14 protein-coding genes are annotated in these 18,498 nt (G+C 54.0%); 6 read left to right on the plus strand and 8 right to left on the minus strand.

Translation table 11 applies throughout. The features are described 5' to 3' along the window. Position 1: 1 nt before the first annotated feature. The 5 genes from panE to rhaS (UC15_RS05090) all read right to left on the minus strand — a co-directional run bounded on the left by panE (position 2) and on the right by rhaS (UC15_RS05090) (position 5,702). A complete protein-coding gene (panE, locus tag UC15_RS05070) occupies positions 2–925 on the minus strand; it encodes a 2-dehydropantoate 2-reductase (protein WP_112287426.1) in 924 nt (307 codons plus the stop codon). 173 nt (positions 926–1,098) lie between these two features. Next, positions 1,099–2,061, minus strand: coding sequence for an ABC transporter permease (locus UC15_RS05075; protein ID WP_112287450.1), 963 nt, complete (start codon positions 2,059–2,061; stop codon positions 1,099–1,101). 56 nt (positions 2,062–2,117) lie between these two features. Next, entirely contained in the window at positions 2,118–3,131 is a 1,014-nt protein-coding gene (locus UC15_RS05080; RefSeq protein WP_112287427.1) for an ABC transporter permease, read from the minus strand. Beyond that, positions 3,128–4,642, minus strand: coding sequence for a sugar ABC transporter ATP-binding protein (locus UC15_RS05085; RefSeq protein WP_112287428.1), 1,515 nt, complete (start codon positions 4,640–4,642; stop codon positions 3,128–3,130). Before UC15_RS05085 ends, UC15_RS05080 begins: the two co-directional genes overlap by 4 nt. A gap of 67 nt (positions 4,643–4,709) precedes the next feature. Next, the gene (rhaS, locus tag UC15_RS05090; protein ID WP_112287429.1) at positions 4,710–5,702 is read right to left on the minus strand and encodes a rhamnose ABC transporter substrate-binding protein; all 993 of its coding nucleotides are present in this window, start codon (positions 5,700–5,702) and stop codon (positions 4,710–4,712) included. Positions 5,703–6,113: 411 nt separating this feature from the next. Between rhaS (UC15_RS05090) and rhaS (UC15_RS05095) the strand changes: the two genes are divergently transcribed. The 6 genes from rhaS (UC15_RS05095) (at position 6,114) to UC15_RS05120 (ending at position 15,971) form a co-directional block, all read left to right on the plus strand. Next, positions 6,114–6,932, plus strand: coding sequence for an HTH-type transcriptional activator RhaS (gene rhaS / locus UC15_RS05095; protein WP_112287430.1), 819 nt, complete (start codon positions 6,114–6,116; stop codon positions 6,930–6,932). A gap of 194 nt (positions 6,933–7,126) precedes the next feature. Further along, positions 7,127–8,566, plus strand: a complete 1,440-nt coding sequence (gene aldA, locus UC15_RS05100) for an aldehyde dehydrogenase (protein WP_112287431.1) — start codon at positions 7,127–7,129, stop codon at positions 8,564–8,566. Between the two features lie 54 nt (positions 8,567–8,620). Next, on the plus strand, positions 8,621–9,202 hold the full coding sequence (locus UC15_RS05105) for an LUD domain-containing protein (protein WP_112287432.1): 582 nt from the start codon (positions 8,621–8,623) through the stop codon (positions 9,200–9,202). A 140-nt stretch (positions 9,203–9,342) separates the two neighbouring features. Then, positions 9,343–10,386: a hypothetical protein gene (locus UC15_RS05110; RefSeq protein ID WP_112287433.1), complete on the plus strand. Its 1,044-nt coding sequence runs from the start codon at positions 9,343–9,345 to the stop codon at positions 10,384–10,386. 850 nt (positions 10,387–11,236) lie between these two features. Beyond that, positions 11,237–13,390 (plus strand): TonB-dependent receptor PqqU, encoded by a 2,154-nt coding sequence (gene pqqU, locus UC15_RS05115; protein WP_112287434.1) that lies wholly within the window; start codon positions 11,237–11,239, stop codon positions 13,388–13,390. Between the two features lie 181 nt (positions 13,391–13,571). Beyond that, on the plus strand, positions 13,572–15,971 hold the full coding sequence (locus tag UC15_RS05120) for a glucose/quinate/shikimate family membrane-bound PQQ-dependent dehydrogenase (protein ID WP_112287435.1): 2,400 nt from the start codon (positions 13,572–13,574) through the stop codon (positions 15,969–15,971). Between the two features lie 75 nt (positions 15,972–16,046). Here the strand turns inward: UC15_RS05120 and UC15_RS05125 are convergent, their stop codons facing one another. From UC15_RS05125 to UC15_RS05135, 3 genes are read right to left on the minus strand one after another with little or no spacing between them, the layout of a single operon-like run. Next, positions 16,047–16,691: a hypothetical protein gene (locus tag UC15_RS05125; protein ID WP_112287436.1), complete on the minus strand. Its 645-nt coding sequence runs from the start codon at positions 16,689–16,691 to the stop codon at positions 16,047–16,049. A 47-nt stretch (positions 16,692–16,738) separates the two neighbouring features. Beyond that, positions 16,739–16,978 carry a DUF1272 domain-containing protein gene (locus UC15_RS05130; RefSeq protein WP_112287437.1) on the minus strand — a complete coding sequence of 80 codons (240 nt, stop codon included), beginning with the start codon at positions 16,976–16,978 and terminating at the stop codon, positions 16,739–16,741. Between the two features lie 31 nt (positions 16,979–17,009). Next, positions 17,010–18,428 (minus strand): MFS transporter, encoded by a 1,419-nt coding sequence (locus tag UC15_RS05135; RefSeq protein ID WP_112287438.1) that lies wholly within the window; start codon positions 18,426–18,428, stop codon positions 17,010–17,012. Positions 18,429–18,498: the final 70 nt, after the last annotated feature.

The raw sequence follows: 18,498 nt of genomic DNA on the forward strand, positions 1-18,498 counted from the left end.
TTTACTGTTTTAAGTAGTTCTTCTGATAAACACACAAATGTGTATAAGCGGCCTGCAAATGCGGTACGCTGATCCCCACACGCGTTGCGCGCTCTACTAAATCACCAACAATCTGCTCTGCTTCGATAGGGTAACCCTGCATCATATCGCGGTACATGGACGAGGTTTGTGGCGAGTTTTTATCCGTCACCGCTTCCCTGACTTTTGCGACCGCCGCCGCGCGTTCCGCGTAGCCAAAGGCTTTCATGGTGGTCAGGGCTTCGGTGACAATAGCCTGGGCGAACTCTGTTCCGCCCGGTGCTGAAGCTACCTGACCGATATTGCCGCGCATGGAGCAGGTGATGGCGCCGAGGCTTGAAAGCAGCAGCCACTTCTCCCACAAATCCGTGATAATCGTTTCAGAAAGGATGGCTTCAACGCCTGCGCTCTGAAACGCCTGATCGACTTTCAGAATACGTTCGGTTTTTTCGCCGGAGAGTTCGCCATAAATAATCTGGTGCAATGGCGTCATCTGGTGAATATGCCCATCCGCATCCAGTGTTGCGTTGATTTTGCATAATCCGCCGATCAGGGCGTGCTCGCCGAAACGCTGACTCAGCGTCTCCATGTGCTTCATGCCGTTAAGAACCGGCATCACCATGGTATTTTCACCGACAACCGGCGCGATGTCTTTCATCGCCGCTTCCAGCCCGAAGCTTTTCACGGTCAGTAAAATCAGGTCATAGGGACCGGTGAGCTGCGAGGCCTGTAAGACATTAGGCTGGAAATGGAAATCACCGTGCGGACTGTGGACAGTCAGCCCGTTTTGCTCAACCGCAAGCGCGCGTTTTTCACGTAAAAGAAACGTCACATCCTGCCCGGCCTGCGCCAGACGTGCCCCGAAATACCCGCCGGTCGCACCAGCACCCACAACTAAAATCCGCATATGTTTTCCCCATTGTTCAAGACATTCAGAAACAGACATTTGGTTTTAAACTACGGGAGGAGGGCGGCGGGAAGCAAGTATTGCAAGGAGAAATAAATCCTGTGGGGTTATTGTCGGAGGACAGGGCGGGTAAAAAAAACTGGCTCTCCGCTCGGAGACGGAGAGCCAGACAGTCATTTCCTCCGCGCCAGCACCTTGCGGTACAACACCGGCAATGAAATCACCACGATCAGCATCGCGCCGACAATCACCGACATCACAATCCCCGGCACATTCAGCAGGCTGAGTCCAAAGGTCAGCAAGCCCATCAGGAACGCGGCGATGATCACGCCGGTCATGCTGCCGGATCCGCCGAGCACGCTGACGCCGCCGAGCACTGCCATGGTGATCACGCTCAGTTCCCAGCCGAGTGCCAGCGTCGGACGCGTACTGCCGAGGCGCGACGTCAGCAGCACTGCCGCCAGTCCGGACATTACACCGACCAGCACGAACAGCGTCAGGTTGTGGCGTTTCACGTTAATCCCGGAATACCACGCCGCGACCGGATTGTTGCCGATGGCATACGTACGGCGGCCAAAGTTGGTTTTATGCAGCAGGAAATAAAACACCGCGCCGAGTACCAGGAACAGGGCGAATTCAAACGACAGCGGCCCCCAGACATATCCCTGACCGAACCACGCAAAACTGGCGGGATATTTATTCAGCGACTGATCACCGAGCAGCACATACGTGATGCCACGGAACAGGCTCATGGTGCCGATAGTAATCACGATTGACGACAGATTCAGCCGCGTCACCAGCAGCCCGTTGATCAGGCCGCATAACAATCCCACGCTCAGCCCGACGCCCACCAGCGCGGGTGTCGGTAAACCGGCCTGCGCGCAGAATCCCATCACGGTGGAACTGAGCGCCATGGTGGAGGCGACCGACAGGTCGATTTCACGGGCGATAATCAGCATCGCCATCGGCAGCACGATGATGGCTTTTTCGGTGAAGTTAAACGTCGCGTCCGACAGATTCCAGATGTTGAGGAAATACGGCGAAGCGAACGCATTCACCACAAACACCAGCAGCGTTACCAGCAGCAAAAATCCTTCCCAGCACATCAGGCGGCGGAAAAACGGCGTGACGGACATGGTGGATTTTTCTCCGGCAGTTGAATGCGGCGTGTTGCGCGAAGTTAAGGTCTTACTCATGATCTTGCTCCGGTTTCAGTTCGCACAGGCTGGACGGCAGGAGAATGGCGCAGGATCAGCCGTCCCTTACGTTTATTGGCGCGTTCGTTGAGGATGACGGCAATCACGATCACGCCGCCGGAAATCGCCATCTGCCAGAACGGCGACACTTCAATCACCGGCAGGGCATTGTTGATGACGCCGAGGAACAGCGCGCCGAGCAGGCAGCCGACCACCGAGCCGATGCCGCCCATGGTGCTGATCCCGCCGATGACGCACGCCGCGACAATCTGCAACTCAAAGCCGTTAGCAACATCGACGTAAGCGACAGCGAAGCGTGAAATCCACAGATAGCCGCAAAAACCGGCCAGCGCGCCGGAAAGACAGAAGCTGACGAACTGCATTTTACCGGCGTTGATGCCGGTGTAATATGCCGCCGTGGCGTTGCCGCCTGCGGTATACAAAGCGCGTCCGGTGCGGCTGTAACGCAGGAAATAGGCCACCAGAATCAGTGCTGCAATCGCACACCAGCCGAGCAGCGGCAGGCCGATAAAAGTGGCACGTGGCAGGCTGAGGAATTGCGGGCTCATCTGGTGAGCATTGATCCAGCCGCCGTTGGAAAGCAGAAAGATAATGCCGCGATAAATGCTCATGGTGCCAAGCGTGACCACAATCGGCGGAATACCGACTTTCCACACCAGCAGGCCGTTAATCGCGCCCATCACCAGTCCGAGAACTGTCGCCAGCACAACCAGCGACCACACCGGAATATCGGGATAATGGAAGTTAATCAGCGCGACGATCATGCCGGTCAGCGCCAGATTGGCGGCCATCGATAAGTCGATCCCTTTGGTCAGCAGCACCATCATCTGGCCGAGGGCGAGGATGATCAGAATCGAGGTATCGTTGAACATTTCAAGCAGGTTTCCGGCACCCACAAACTCCGGCGAACGTGCGCCGACGCCAAGCACCATCAGCACTATTACCACCGCCAGCAACAGCTCGCGATATTTGAGCAGGTTTTTGATCATGCTGCCTCCTCGCCTGCGCCGCTGGCGGCACTGACAATCATTTCTGCGCTGGCTTCACCGGCATTAAATTCCGCCACCATCAGCCCTTCATGCATCACAATGATGCGATCGGCCATGCCCATCACTTCCGGTAATTCGGATGACACCATAATCACCGCCAGCCCGCGCCCGACCAGTTCAGACATAAACTGATGCACCGCCGCTTTCGAACCGATATCTATACCTTTAGTCGGCTCATCGAGAATGATGATGTCCGGTTTGGTCGCCAGCCATTTGGCTATCACCACTTTTTGCTGATTACCGCCGGAAAGCGTACCCACCGCCTGTTTCCAGCTGGATGCTTTTACCTGCAAACGTCGGGCGTAATCATCCGCCAGCGCCCACTCTTTTTTGTCGTTGAGTACCCCACGCGGATTCAGCTGACTGAGCTGCGGCAGGCTGATGTTCTGACTGATGGGCAGATCAATAATCGCGCCTTGTTTCTGGCGCTCTTCCGGCACGTACACAATCCCTGCGCGGATCGCCTGGGAAGGGCGGGAGAAATGTTGTTCTTTGCCATTGATCAGAATTTTTCCGCCGCCTGGCTGCGTGACGCCAAACAGCGCCTGCATCAGCTCGGTTCTTCCCGCGCCGACCAGACCGTAAAAACCAAGGATCTCCCCTTTACGCAGTGAAAAGTTAATGTCTGCAAATTCGGTCGGATGGCTGAGGTTTTGCACCTCGAGCACGGTGTCACCCGGCTCGCAGTTCACTTTCGGGTAAGCCTGACTCACTTCACGACCGACCATCATGGTCACCATCTGTTGTTCGCTGATGTCGCTGATTTTGCCGGAACCGACATAACTGCCATCACGCAAAACCGTGTAGTAATCGGAAATGGAGAAAATCTCGTCGAACTTGTGCGAGATAAACAGGATAGCTTTACCCTCGCGTTTCAGGCGTTCAACAATCTGATAAAACTCAACAATTTCATGCTGCGACAGCGCAGCGGTCGGTTCATCGAGAATAACCACCTGGGCATCAAACGACAGCGCACGGGCAATCGCCACCATATGACGCTGCGCGATACTCAGGTCTTTCAGGGTGGCGTGCGGGTCAATGTTCACTTCCAGGCGCGTCAGAATATCGCGTGCCTGCTGATGCATAACCGGCCAGTTCAGGCGTTTAAACAGCCCGCGATAGATGTAATGGCCGACAAAAATATTCTCGGTGACGGAAAGCTCGTCGAACAGCACGGTTTCCTGATGAATGGCGGTAATGCCAACTTTGTGTGCGGATTCGGGATTTGGCAGTTTGATTGGAATCGCTTTATAACGCAGTTCGCCTTCTTCCGGCTGATAAATGCCGGTCATGACTTTCACCAGCGTCGATTTTCCCGCGCCGTTTTCGCCAATCAGGGCGGTTACTTTTCCCGGATACAAATCCACGTGAACGTTGTTTAACGCCCTGACACCCGGAAAGACTTTGCTGATGCCTTTTAATGATAAAAGCGGCGTCGTTGAGTCTGTCATTTCAGTTCCCCTGTCTGGCTAAGCACAACAAAACGGCTCACCGCATCACGATGAGCCGCGTTCAGGATCAGAAGATTTTGGAGAATTTGTCGATGTTGCTGGCGTCGTAAACAAACGGTTCTGCCATCGCGCCGCTGCCGTCCGCATCCAGTTTCACTTTGCCTAAACGGCCCATGCTGGCTTCGGTTTTGGTGGCGGTGCCTTTGACTAAATCGTCTGCCAGATACGTTGCGGCGTAGCCCAGATCAATCGGGTTCCAGATGGCGAAACTTTTCGTTGCCCCGGATTTCACCGCACCCGCCATTTCAGACGGCAACCCCAGGCCGGTTACGTAAACCTTGCCGATTTTGCCCTGATCTTTCACCGCCTGTGCCGCCGCCACGATACCGACGGAAGACGGAGAAATAATCACTTTCAGATCCGGGTAGGATTTCAGCAATCCGATGGTTTCACGGTAGCTTTTATCCGACAGATCATCACCATAAGCGACAGTCACCAGATTCACCGAAGGGTATTTCGGCAGCACCTTTTTCATCTCTGCGATCCACAGATTCTGGTTAGTGGAGGTAGGCGTGGCGCTGAGGATTGCCACATCGCCTTTTTCGACGTTCAGGGCTTTCAGCGCATCGGCGGCCAGTTTGACGTTAGTTTCGCCGATCAGCGCGTTATTGGAAGGATTGAGGTGGATCTGACGGCCATCTTTAGCAACGCCGGAATCCCACGACACCACTTTAATCCCGCGCTGCATGGCTTTTTTCAGTACCGGCACCAGCGCATCAGGGTCGTTTGCGGAGACGGCAATGGCATCGACGCCCTGCGCGATCAGGCCGTTCAGCACTTCAATCTGCGCTTCGGCGGTGGTGGTGGTCGGGCCGGTATAAATTACCGTAACGTCCCCCAGTTCTTTGGCTGCCTGCTGCGCACCGACGTTAGCCGCCTCAAAAAAACCGTTGCCCAGCGATTTCGCTACCAGCGCAATTTTCACTTCTGCCGATGCCGCGCCTGCCAGCAGGATGCTGCTCGCCATCAGGGTAAGGCTCAGTACGTGTTTTAATTTCATTGTTGGTACTCCGCATGCTATTCGCATAAATCTGCAAAAAGTTTAACGACGAAAAGTTGCCGACGCGCCAGGCGCATGATCACGACTCTAGGAGGTTGCCGTCAGACTGACCTTTCCGCGAGTGCCAGTTCAGCGCTAACTATGGCAAAGACGCAAAGTTTTAAACGTACAACCTCACAATTTGATAACAATTTTGTTTCGGTCATGCCAAACGGTCAGAAAACCACACCTTACCGGTCTCTGAAGTCCGTACTTAAATAAGGTGTAAAGCCACGCGGTACGGCGGATGGCGCAGGATTTCGTAAGGAGGGAAATGTTTTGTTCAAAAGCGGCTGGCGGATCACAGTTTCAGCCTTATAGACGCGCCGGTGACGACTAAGATATTACGATAATGTTAATAAGGAGTTGGAAATGACCGTGCTACGCAGTAGTGAGTATTTTTCCTCAGGGGATTTTCCGGTCGCCATTGAACCCCGTTATCCGCAGGAAACGTTTCCCGAACATCATCATCAGGATTTCAATGAAATTGTGCTGGTCGAGCAGGGTACCGGCACGCACGTTTTCAACGACCAGCCGCTGATCCTCAGTGCCGGCAGTGTCTGTTTTGTCCGTCACAGCGACCACCATCTTTATGAAGATACCGACAATCTGCATCTGACCAACGTGCTGTACCGCAGCCCGAATGCGTTTCGTTTCCTGAATGGCGTCAGCGATTTGTTACCGCAGGAAGTGGACGGAATTTATCCGGCGCACTGGCGCATCAGTCCGAATCAGATAACTCAGGCCAAAACCCTGATTGACCTGCTCGCGCGTAAGCCCTTCAGCCTGTCACCGGAAAATCAGGCGCAGCAGGAGCTGTACTTTATGCAACTCCTGCTATTGCTGCGTAAAGGCAGCCGCGACGTGGGTTATCGCGGGCAGGGCGGTGACCTGAATAATTTGCTGGACTGGATGAACGAACATTACGACGAAGATATCGACTGGCCGCAGCTGGCCGCGCAGTTCTCGATGTCGCTGCGCACCTTGCACCGGCAGATGAAACAGCAAACCGGCTGCACGCCGCTCAATTATCTCAACCGTCTGCGCCTGCTTAATGCGCGCAATATGCTGCGTTTCAGCGACAGCCCGATTACCGAGATCGCCCACAACTGCGGTTTTTGCGACAGCAATTACTTCTCCACATTGTTCAAACGCGAATTTGGCTATGCGCCAAGAAGTGTCCGTCAGTAGATATCACCACAATTTGCAGAAATGTTATGTCGGGCAACCCGACCATGACATTTTTGCCATTTCTCAAAATTAAATGGCAATCACGGAAAGGTAAAAACCAGACGGATAGAACAGGCTGTTAAAACTTCACAAAAAAGAGCTTTTTTATTAACAACTCGTTCATCACCTCTATCCGTACCTTGGAGACTCCTTACATGAGCACAGTTCAGAAACGTATGTACATCAACGGCGAATTCGTTGAAAACACCGGCGGTAAGTGGATTGACGTTGTGAATCCGGCAACGGAACAGGTGATTTCGCAGATCCCTGAAGGCTCGGCAGAAGATGCCAGAAGAGCCATTGATGCCGCTGAAGTTGCGCAACCAGGCTGGGAAGCATTACCTGCGGTTGAACGCGGCGTATGGCTGCATAAAATCGCCGCCGGTATCCGCGAGCGCGAAGCCAAACTGACTGACACCATTATTGCTGAAGGTGGCAAAACCTACGGGCTGGCGCAAACCGAAGTGCTGTTCACCGCGGATTATCTCGATTACATGGCGGAATGGGCGCGCCGTTACGAAGGCGAAATCATTCAGAGCGACCGTCCCAACGAAAACATCTTTGTATTCCGAAAAGCTATCGGCGTGACCACCGGTATTTTGCCGTGGAACTTCCCGTTCTTCCTGATTGCCCGTAAGGCGGCACCGGCGCTGATTACCGGTAATACTATCGTGATCAAACCGAGTGAAATCACGCCGAACAACGCGGTGATCTTTGCTGAAATCATCCACAAAATTGGTCTGCCAAAGGGCGTGCTGAATATTGTGACCGGTTACGGTCCGACGGTCGGTCAGGAACTGGCAGCCAACCCGAAAGTCGGCATGGTCAGCCTGACCGGCAGCGTGGCGGCGGGTATCGCCACCATGACCGCCGCAGCGCAGAACGTCACGAAAGTCTCGCTGGAACTGGGCGGTAAAGCCCCGGCTATCGTGATGAATGACGCCGATTTGGATCTGGCGGTAAAAGCCATAGTCAGCTCCCGCGTCATCAATACCGGGCAGGTGTGTAACTGCGCCGAACGTGTTTACGTTCAGGAAGGCGTGTACGACGAATTCATTTCGCGCATCGGCGAAGCGATGAAAAAAGTCACGTTTGGCAATACTGCCGAACAAAAAGAGCTGGATATGGGCCCGCTGATCAGCGGTGCAGCCTTGCAGCGCGTGGAAGAGAAGGTGGCGAAAGCCGTCTCACAGGGCGCGAAAGTGCTGCTGGGCGGCAAGCGTCACGGCGACAAAGGCTTCTTCTATCAGCCAACGGTGCTGGTGGATGTGAAGCAGGACATGCCGATCATGCACGAAGAAGTGTTTGGTCCGGTGTTGCCTGTCGCGACATTTAAAACGCTGGACGAAGCCATCGCGATGGCCAATGACAGTGAATACGGCCTGACGTCGTCGATTTACACCAGCAACATCAACACCGCAATGAAAGCGCTGAAACAACTGAAATTCGGTGAGACGTACATCAACCGTGAAAACTTTGAAGCGATGCAGGGCTTCCACGCGGGCTGGCGTAAATCAGGCGTCGGTGGTGCAGACGGCAAACACGGCTTGCAGGAATATCTGCAAACGCACGTCGCGTATTTGCAATTCCACTAATCAGCAGTAACGGCCGGAGCGGGGCAACCTGACTCCGGCTTATAAGGACATATCATGAGTCGCAACGATTTCCTCACCGGCATTCGTCAGCATAAAATCATGCAAACGCTGTTTCCGCCACAGACTGAAATTCCCAATCTGCCTGAAGAATTTGGCCGCGCGCTGACCCTGATGGGCGGCGTCTGGGACGATACGTTTTTGCATACGCCGCAGAATGGCTACACCACGCTGAACGCCTATCTGCGCGGGTTGTATCCGGTGGATTCCCTGTTTTGTTCCGCCACACCGGAAATTATCGCGGAAGTGGATTTCAGCGCCCGCACGCAGGCGGCAGCGCTTAAAGATGTGGATGTCGGCGTGGTTCGCGCCTGCTTTGGTGTGGCTGAAACCGGTGCAGTGTTTCTCAGCGATCCGCAACTTTGCGTGAATTCCCTCAGCGCGATGGCGAAAAATCTGGTGGTGCTGCTCGACGTAAATCAGATCATTGAACATCTGCATCTTGCACATCGCCAGCCGCAACCCTTCAATGCCCGTTATACGGTGATGGTGACGGGGCCCGCCGCGATGGCCGACAGCGAAAGTGCGCTGATGCTCGGCGCAAAAGGGGTGCAGAGTCTGCGGGTGATCGCGATTTAAGTCCTAAAATCCACGGATCCTGCTGTACTCACTTCGCTTAAAATAACTCCTGTAAATAAAATAAATCCTATCTGATACAATAAGTAAACGGGGTCACAACGGGAGTGTCCTGACTTTTACTGCAGGTGAGCGCGACAACCATGAGCGTGATACAGAGCCTTATCAAACAAGCCTTTGGCACCGGTAACAGCAATGAAGCGGCCACTTTTCTGGCCAGCGCGTGCAACCGGATGAAGGCAATGGATAAAACATCTATCGCCCGCGAAGTGGAAAGCGCGCTCAGAGGCGTCAGTTTCAGCCGTGCCGAAGGCGATAAAGCCAAAGTCAAAACCGTTTTTAAAGACACCGCCGTCACGCTGGAAAAACTGGCGTCACTGGAAAAGCAGGTGCGCAGCCTGACCCATGAACTGGCCGTTGCCCGCAACCAAACCAGCAGCGGCAATAAAGAAGACGTTCAGCGACTTGAAGGCGAGCTGTACCGTCTGAACACGCGGGTCAGCGAACTGCTGCGCCAGTCTGAAATACAGAAAAAGCAGCACGCCGACGAACTGGCGCTGATGCGATCCCGTCAGCAAACTGCCGGAAACTCTGCCTCCGCCGAGCTGGAAGAGTCCAGAAATCTTGTCGCTTACATGGGCAGTCAGATGGCGGCGATGGCCGCCGCCCGCGACAAGCTACAGGGCCAGATCGTTGAGGAAGAAGACAAACGTCACGCTGCCAACCGCCGTGCGGACGGTAATTACGCGCTGCTCGGACAGCAGAAAGAACTGACGGCTGAGGCTAACCGTAAGGTCACGCAACTGCGTGCCAGCCTGAAACTGGAAGAGTACGAAGCGCAAAACACGAAGAGCGAAAGGGCGAAACTGAAAAAGCAGCTCGCTGAGCTTCAGAATGAAAACAGCCGTCTGGCAGAACGTTTTCGCGATAACGAAGAAGATTGCGAACGCCTGAGCCAGGCGCTGGAACGCACGAATCAGGAATTCGCTGCCTATAAAGCGCAAAAGCAACGCTTAACCCGCTGGATCCACATTCCCGGCGCGATGATGGGGATTTCCGTCGTCGCGCTGGTGCTGTACTCAGATGCCCAGCCGGGGCATCTGTTCGATAATCTCGCCCCCGCTGCTTTTCTCGGCAGCGTCGTCTACGCACTTTCCCTGATGATTGCGTTTACTCGCCGGGCGTAGCGGCTGTCTGTGAACCCAACGCCGCCGTGGCGGCCAACAATGTTGAAGCGAAACGTAAACGCGTGGCACTTCCTCTATTCGTTTTAAACCGGAATGAACATCAGTCTGTGAGGCCACTGTGAGCCTGACGGTCTGACAGAGAAGTGACGTGCTGATGACAAAAACGTCATCAGGGCAGGGCGGCTAAGGTCATGGAAGCGTTTTCCCTGAGCGGGTTGTGGATATTTTAAACAGTGGAATGGATTTTGATTTTATATCTTATGTAAAGAAGGGGAGGTTTCATTACCCGGAACCAATTGGGTGAAAAAACGTCAGAGAATATTCTCTTGTCTTAGAATAGTGGTCTATATTTATTCTGACTTTGATTCGGCCTGTGCAGTTTCGAAAGATGAAAGGCAAATTACTCAACCGTAAGCAGTGCATGATTAATACACGAAATGAGCATGTTGTGGTTTTATTTTATGTGTTTATTATCAGTGCATTAACTAAAATGTAACCGTTACCATTCACCGGCTTATTATACGTGTCGATTTATCCGGTGAATTTTCAAATGAAAGCGGTGTTTTATTTTGTCCGGCCTTCAAAATGGTATCAGGCCAATTAATCCACGAAGTTTACGCGGGGATTTAATTGAGAAATCGCATCATGATGCACACTGCGTGCGGTATTTTGTTAAAAAGTTATATTTGTAAAGTTGCGTATGTACTAACAGGAAGAAAAAATCTATAGTGAGCCCCCTTACGGCTCTCAATCAGAACGGTCGATTTATGTCTACTTCTAATGTCTAAAATTGAGAGATGTGTCTTGTTTTTGACCCAGCCTTTTAACACAAAACAAAAGAACTCATAAAGTGAACGCCAAAACCTCTGCTTTTATCATCACGTTCTTGTCATTTTTGAACCCGGTTTCAGTCAGTTACGCGCAGTCAGCGACCGACGCCTCTAAGGGCGATACGGACGATTCATCAGACTCTTCTTCCCTGATGATCATTAAACGCGAAATCAGCGGCGGTCTGTCAGAACTGGACACCCCCGCAGCGGTCAGCGTGGTGGATGGCGACGATTTCAGAAACAGCAAAGCGCAGGTCAACCTGTCAGAAAGCCTCGGCAGCGTTCCGGGTTTACAGGTGCAGAACCGCCAGAATTACGCGCAGGATCTCCAACTTTCCGTGCGTGGCTTCGGCAGCCGTTCGATGTACGGCGTGCGCGGTGTGCGTATTTACGTTGATGGTATTCCGGCCACGATGCCGGACGGGCAGGGCCAGACCTCCAATATCGATCTGAACTCGGTAGAACGCGTGGAAGTATTGCGCGGACCGTTCTCGGCGCTGTACGGCAATGCTTCCGGCGGCGTGGTGAACGTGGATACCCAGACCGGTTCTCAGCCTGCAAAACTGGAAGCAGGCACTTATTTTGGCAGTTACGGCTCGTTTCGTAACAGCGTAAAAGCCAGCGGTGCGACCGGCGACGGCACGCATGCGGGTGATGTGAATTACCTGATTTCCGGCTCGCGTTTCACCACTGACGGCTACCGCGACCACAGCGGTACGCAGAAAAACCTCGGTAACGGCAAACTGGGTGTGCGCATTGACGATGCCAGCACCCTGACGCTGATGTTTAACAGCGTCTCTGTCGATGCGAACGATCCGGGTGGTCTGACTGAATCCGAATGGCACGATGACCCGACGCAGGCGAAACGCGCCGATCAATACAATGCGCGCAAATCGCTGGATCAGACTCAGGTTGGCCTGCGTTATCAGCGTCAGATGGGCGAGAACGATGAGTTCAGCCTGATGACCTATCACGGCGAGCGCCACACCACGCAATACCAGACCATTCCGGCGGCATCGCAGAAGAATCCGCTGAACGCAGGCGGGGTGATCGTTCTGGAACGTAAATACTCCGGCGTGGATACCCGCTGGAAACATGACGATCAGATAGGTTCTGTGCCGTTCTCCGTTACCGGCGGTCTGGATTATGAAACCATGACCGAACGCCGCTTTGGTTATGAAAACTTCAATGATGAAGGCGATCTGGGCGTGAAAGGCGACGAACGTCGCAATGAAAAGAACGTGATGTGGAACCTCGATCCCTATCTGCAAACCACGTGGAACCTGACGTCGCGCTGGACGCTGGATGCCGGTGCGCGCTACAGCACCGTGAGTTTTGACTCACAGGATTACTACATTACCGGCAGTAATCCGGATGACAGCGGTTCGCGTCGTTATCACAAGCTGCTGCCAATGGCTTCACTGAATTATGCGGTGACGCCGGCGCTGAACACCTATATCACTGCCGGTCGCGGTTTCGAAACGCCAACCATTAATGAGCTTTCTTACCGCACTGACGGCAAGTCTGGCCTGAACCTGGGGCTGGAACCTTCGACCAGCAACACGGTTGAACTGGGCAGCAAATGGCGCGTCGGCAATGGTTTAGTTACCGCCGCGGTCTTCCAGACTGATACCGACGACGAGTTAATTGTTGCAGAAAGTGTCGGCGGACGTTCGAGTTATACCAACGCCGGTAAGACCCGTCGTCGCGGACTGGAACTGTCGTTAGATCAGCAGATTGAAGAAAACTGGCGCGTCAAAATGGCCTGGACTTTACTCGATGCCACCTTCCGCAATGAGACCTGCGGCGCCGGGGATTGCACGCCAGCGGGCAACCGTCTGCCGGGTATCGCACGCAACATGGGCTACGCTTCTCTGGAGTGGGCACCGGTTGATGGCTGGCATGCTGGCGCTGATGTGCGCTACATGAGTGACATCGAAGTGAATGACGAAAACAGTGAACAGGCACCGGCTTATACCGTCGCCAGCGTGAATGCGGGTTATCGCTTCAACTGGAACAAAGTGACGCTCGACCTGTTTACCCGCGTCGACAATCTGTTCGACAGAAATTACGTCGGTTCTGTCATCGTCAATGAAGGTAACGGTCGCTATTTCGAACCGGCACCTGGCAGAAACTACGGTGGCGGCGCTACGCTTTCTTATAGTTTCGAATAGATTTCATAAAGTAAGCGTTTTTAGTCAGTAAGAACAAGGAACCACGCGGTGTTGCCCGGCGCCTGCACTGAGTCAAGCAGGGCGGCACATGCAAGGAATGACACCCGGTGAGAACCGGATGTTCTTGAAGATTCGGGTCACACTGAATCGACGATTATAAAAATCAGTAAGGTCATCAACTATGGAAACGAAAGCCTCGTTATCACGCATCGTCGTCATAATTACCGCTTTGTTCGCCGCGTTAAGCGGGATTTATCTTCTTGTCGGCGGTATCTGGCTGGCAAAATTAGGTGGTTCTCTTTATTACATTATTGCCGGTGTTATCTCGCTGGTTACCGCGTGGTTGCTGTATCGCCGTCGCTCTTCTGCATTGTTGCTGTACGCCATCTTCCTGTTCGGCACCACGGTGTGGGCTGTGTGGGAAGTGGGCACAGACTTCTGGGCACTGACGCCGCGTTTAGACGTCACCTTCTTCCTGGGCCTGTGGATCCTGCTGCCAGTCGTTTATAACCAGATGCTGGCGAAAAATGCCTTCGCCCGTGGCGCACTGGCCGTTTCCCTGCTGTTCACCGTGATTGTGCTGGCGTACTCCGTCTTCAACGATCCGCAGGAAATCAACGGCACCATCAAAGCTGCCGATGCTGCACCTGCAGCGACTGATTCCGGCGTTCCTGCCAGTGACTGGCCGGCCTATGGCCGTACTCAGGGCGGTACCCGTTACTCGCCACTGAACCAGATCAACGATAAAAACGTCAGCAAACTCGACGTGGCATGGACTTTCCGTACCGGTGATCTGAAGACTCCGAACGATCCGGGCGAAATCACTGACGAAGTGACGCCAATTAAGATCGGCGACATGCTTTACCTGTGTACGCCACACCAGAAGCTGTTTGCTCTGGATGCCGCGACCGGTAAAGAGAAGTGGAAATTCGATCCGCAGCTCAATTCTAACCCGACCTTCCAGCACGTGACCTGTCGCGGTGTGTCTTATCATGAGACTACGCCTGCGGCACAAGGTGATGCTGCTAAGGGCGCGGCGCCTGCTGTCTGTTCACGTCGTATCATTCTGCCTGTTAATGATGGCCGTCTGTTCGCACTGGACGCTGAAACCGGCGCACGTTGCCCGGCATTCGGTAACAATGGTGAGCTGAACCTGCAAGGCAACATGCCTTACGCAACCCCGGGTCACTACGAGCCAACGTCACCGCCAATCATCACTAAATCTGTGATCATCGTGGCGGGTGCGGTTACTGATAACTACTCAAACCGCGAGCCTTCCGGCGTTATCCGTGGCTTTGATGTTGAGACCGGTAAACTGCTGTGGGCATTCGATCCGGGTGCTGCTGAACCAAACAAAATCCCTGCGGATGGTCAGCATTTCACACCGAACTCCCCGAACTCATGGGCACCAGCGGCTTATGATGACAAGCTGGATCTGGTTTACCTGCCAATCGGCGTAGCGACACCAGATATCTGGGGCGGCAACCGTACTCCGGAAATGGAACGTTACGCGAGCGGCTTGCTGGCGCTTAACGCAACCACCGGTAAACTGGCCTGGTTCTACCAGACTGTTCACCACGACCTGTGGGATATGGACGTTCCGGCGCAGCCAACCTTAGCTGATATCACTGACAAGAGCGGCAACAAAGTTCCTGCGATTTATGTTCCGACCAAAACCGGTAACATCTTCGTGCTGGACCGCCGTGACGGTAAGCTGATTGTTGATGCGCCTGAAAAACCTGTTCCGCAAGGCGCAGCGAAAGGCGACCACGTTTCTCCGACTCAGCCATTCTCCGAACTGACTTTCCGTCCGGAAGCCAAACTGACCGGTAAAGACATGTGGGGCGCAACGATCTATGACCAGCTGATGTGTCGTGTGATCTTCCACAAACTGCGTTATGAAGGCACCTTCACACCGCCATCCGAGCAGGGCACTCTGGTGTTCCCGGGTAACCTCGGCATGTTCGAGTGGGGTGGTATTTCTGTTGATACCGATCGTCAGGTGGCTATCGCTAACCCGATTGCTCTGCCATTCGTGTCTAAACTGATCCCACGTGGTCCTGGCAACCCGATGGAGCCAGACGAGAACGATAAAGGCGGTTCCGGTACTGAGACGGGCATTCAGCCACAGTACGGCGTGCCATTTGGCGTGACGCTGAATCCGTTCCTGTCTCCGCTGGGCTTCCCTTGTAAACAGCCTTCATGGGGTTACATCTCAGGCGTTGACCTGAAAACCAACGATATCGTGTGGAAAAAACGTATCGGTACCGTGCGCGACAGCTCACCATTACCGCTGCCGTTCAAAATGGGTATGCCAATGCTTGGCGCACCGATTTCTACCGCCGGTAACGTGTTCTTCATCGCCGCGACCGCAGATAACTACCTGCGCGCGTTCGATATGAGCAACGGTGACAAATTGTGGGAAGCACGTCTGCCAGCAGGCGGCCAGGCGACGCCGATGACTTATTCTGTGAACGGTAAACAATACGTTGTTATCGCAGCAGGCGGTCACGGTTCGTTCGGCACCAAACTGGGCGATTACATCATCGCTTACGCACTGCCAGACGCTCACGCTAAATAATTAGCCGTCATAAGCTCTGAAATCTGAAAGGCCGCGCAAGCGGCCTTTTTTATGGGATTTTTTCAGCAGTGGCTGCTATTTCTTGCAACCAGTCACTTGCGGATAGTTGCGGCAAACCAGCATGAGTTTATGTTTCGGTTCAAAACCATTATCGAGCATACATTGCTGAACTTTGGCGGCTTTCAGGACGGTCGGAACGTAAGGAACCGAGCCTAGCGGTTTCGGATATCCGCATTCATACATCACCTGTAACGCGAGCTTGTCATTCTCAGCTGCGTGCGAAAAATGCCGTGAGGCACCCGCTTTACGCCAGCTGATGAGCTGGTATTCATTCCGGCCTGAATCCGGTTTGATCGGATGAAAACCCTCATCAGCGACAAAAGGCAGTGCTTCGAGCTGTCGCTGACTGAGCGGGTGACCCTGTTGTTTCTCGATGCAGGCAGGGGTGTTTTTGTAGTAATCGCAAATGTGAAACCCCCCCTTATAGGTAAATCCTTTCCCCTCCATGCACTGGTAATACAGCACCGATTCATTATCGGTAAAAGAAGGTTCCGGCCCCGGAAGCGGGACGCCGCATTGCCCCATCGCAACACGCGCATCATCTATGTTGCTGCCGGGGCGCTGCCACTGCGTTAAATCAGGCGGAGGCGGACATCCGGTGAGCATAAAAACCGAACCAATGAGTGCAGATGAAGAAACCAGAGAAAAATAGCGGGGCATAAAAATCCTTTATTTATAATGATGATCCAGATTTCATTCAGCCATTACTAAGAAGCACAACCCTGTGGCTTAAACACCCGGGTGGTGGAGGCCGGATTGTTTGCCAGTTTATTCGCCGGTCTGCGCGGGCGGGCCACCAATTCGCCGCCGCAGTTAGGGCAAATTTCGCCAAGTTTGTTTTCTGCACAGGGCACGCAGAATGTACATTCAAACGAACAAATTCTGGCGTCAGCAGCCGGGGGCAGATCGGTGTTGCAGCACTCGCAGTTGGGTCTCAGTTCCAGCATAGAATTTATCCTTGATCAGCATGTGTAAGTTTTAGCCATTTTGCAGGTGAGTGGAAGGGTTTCGCAAGCGGCTCAGACTGATCAGCATCGCCAGCACCGTAGCAATCACCGCCACCCACAAACTGACCTTCACCGCTTGCGCTTCCTGTAACACAGTGCTGGCCGAATAAATGGTCAGGATAATGCCGACACAGGCCGTTCCCAGACACTGACCGAAGGTACGCATGATCGCCAGCACACCGGAGGCATAACCGCTGTTTTCCCGTGAGGCGCTGGAGAGCATTTCACGGTTATTCGGGCTCTGGAAGCAGCCGAAGCCCAGGCCGCAGATAAAGCTTCGCAGACCGATATCCCACATCTGCGGGTGTGGCGGCAGTTTTGCCAGCAGCAATAAACCCAGCGCGAAAACGCACAATCCTGCGGTCGAAATGATCGCTGCCGGATAGCGGTCAGCAAGGCGTCCGGCATGCGGAGCGGCGAGAATAATCCCCAGCGGCCACGGCGTGAAAAGCAGTGCTGAAACAAACGCGCTGTAACCGTAAACACTCTGGAAGAGAAATGGCAGCGCGACAAAAGTGATGCCCTGACTGACAAAAGAGGCCAGCGAAGTGAACGCCGCCAGCGTGAACCGGCTGGAAGCAAACATGACAAGCGGCAGCAGTGGTTTTGGTGCACGACGCTGACGCCAGACAAAGGCCGCGCCTGCGATCACTGCTGTCAGGCCATACGTTAAGGCTGTCGCCAGTTCGTCACTGCCCGGATGCGCGAAGGATTCGGCGGCCATAATCAGCGCGCCCAGCGCCACCGCCGACAGAATTGCGCCCGCCGTATCAAATGGCTGACGCGTGCCAGCCGGATTGGAGGGCACCACGCGCAGCGTAATAATCACAGCAACAATACCGAGCGGAATATTAATGGCGAACAGCCACTGCCAGCTCATCGCCGAAAGTATTGTCCCGCCCAGCACCGGTGCGACGGCGGTGCTGGTGGCGATCATCAGGGCGTTAAGCCCCAGTATTCGCCCGAGTAAACGGTTGGGGAACACCGAGCGCAAAATCGCCGGGCCGATACTGAGCGTGGCCGCCGCACCGATACCCTGAAGCACACGCATGATAATCAGCATGTCGAGGGATGACGACAGCGCACAACCCAAAGAGGCGAGGGTAAAGACCGTCAATCCGGCGGCAAACAGCCGACGAAAGCCGATGTGGCTGGCGAGCGCGGCAAATATCGCCAGCGTCATGGATGCTGAAAGCAGATACCCGTTCGACACCCATACGGCTGCGCCCGCAGAAATGTCCAGTGCCTGCGCGATTTGCGGCAGGGCAATGTTAACCATCGAGCCGTCGAACACTGCCATCGTCGCCATGATCATCACGGCGGCCATTGCCAGTCCCCGTTCATGGCCCGGTAATCCTTCATCGCCTGGTTTGTCGGAAAATAATTCCATAACGCATTCGCCTTATTGATATTGAGTCAGGTAACTATACCGGCAGGTGATATAGTGCGGAAGGCGCAGC

The sequence above is a fragment of the Rahnella sp. AN3-3W3 genome (assembly GCF_003263545.1).
Taxonomy (GTDB): domain Bacteria; phylum Pseudomonadota; class Gammaproteobacteria; order Enterobacterales; family Enterobacteriaceae; genus Rahnella; species Rahnella variigena.

Coding starts and splice junctions, on each gene's coding strand:
- UC15_RS05080 (WP_112287427.1), bottom strand. CDS start 3,131: ATGATCAAAAACCTGCTCAAATATCGCGAGCTGTTGCTGGCGGTGGTA.
- UC15_RS05105 (WP_112287432.1), top strand. CDS start 8,621: ATGAGTCGCAACGATTTCCTCACCGGCATTCGTCAGCATAAAATCATG.
- UC15_RS05135 (WP_112287438.1), bottom strand. CDS start 18,428: ATGGAATTATTTTCCGACAAACCAGGCGATGAAGGATTACCGGGCCAT.
- UC15_RS05075 (WP_112287450.1), bottom strand. CDS start 2,061: ATGTCCGTCACGCCGTTTTTCCGCCGCCTGATGTGCTGGGAAGGATTT.
- UC15_RS05110 (WP_112287433.1), top strand. CDS start 9,343: ATGAGCGTGATACAGAGCCTTATCAAACAAGCCTTTGGCACCGGTAAC.
- UC15_RS05085 (WP_112287428.1), bottom strand. CDS start 4,642: ATGACAGACTCAACGACGCCGCTTTTATCATTAAAAGGCATCAGCAAA.
- aldA (WP_112287431.1), top strand. CDS start 7,127: ATGAGCACAGTTCAGAAACGTATGTACATCAACGGCGAATTCGTTGAA.
- UC15_RS05130 (WP_112287437.1), bottom strand. CDS start 16,978: ATGCTGGAACTGAGACCCAACTGCGAGTGCTGCAACACCGATCTGCCC.
- UC15_RS05120 (WP_112287435.1), top strand. CDS start 13,572: ATGGAAACGAAAGCCTCGTTATCACGCATCGTCGTCATAATTACCGCT.
- UC15_RS05125 (WP_112287436.1), bottom strand. CDS start 16,691: ATGCCCCGCTATTTTTCTCTGGTTTCTTCATCTGCACTCATTGGTTCG.
- rhaS (WP_112287430.1), top strand. CDS start 6,114: ATGACCGTGCTACGCAGTAGTGAGTATTTTTCCTCAGGGGATTTTCCG.
- panE (WP_112287426.1), bottom strand. CDS start 925: ATGCGGATTTTAGTTGTGGGTGCTGGTGCGACCGGCGGGTATTTCGGG.
- rhaS (WP_112287429.1), bottom strand. CDS start 5,702: ATGAAATTAAAACACGTACTGAGCCTTACCCTGATGGCGAGCAGCATC.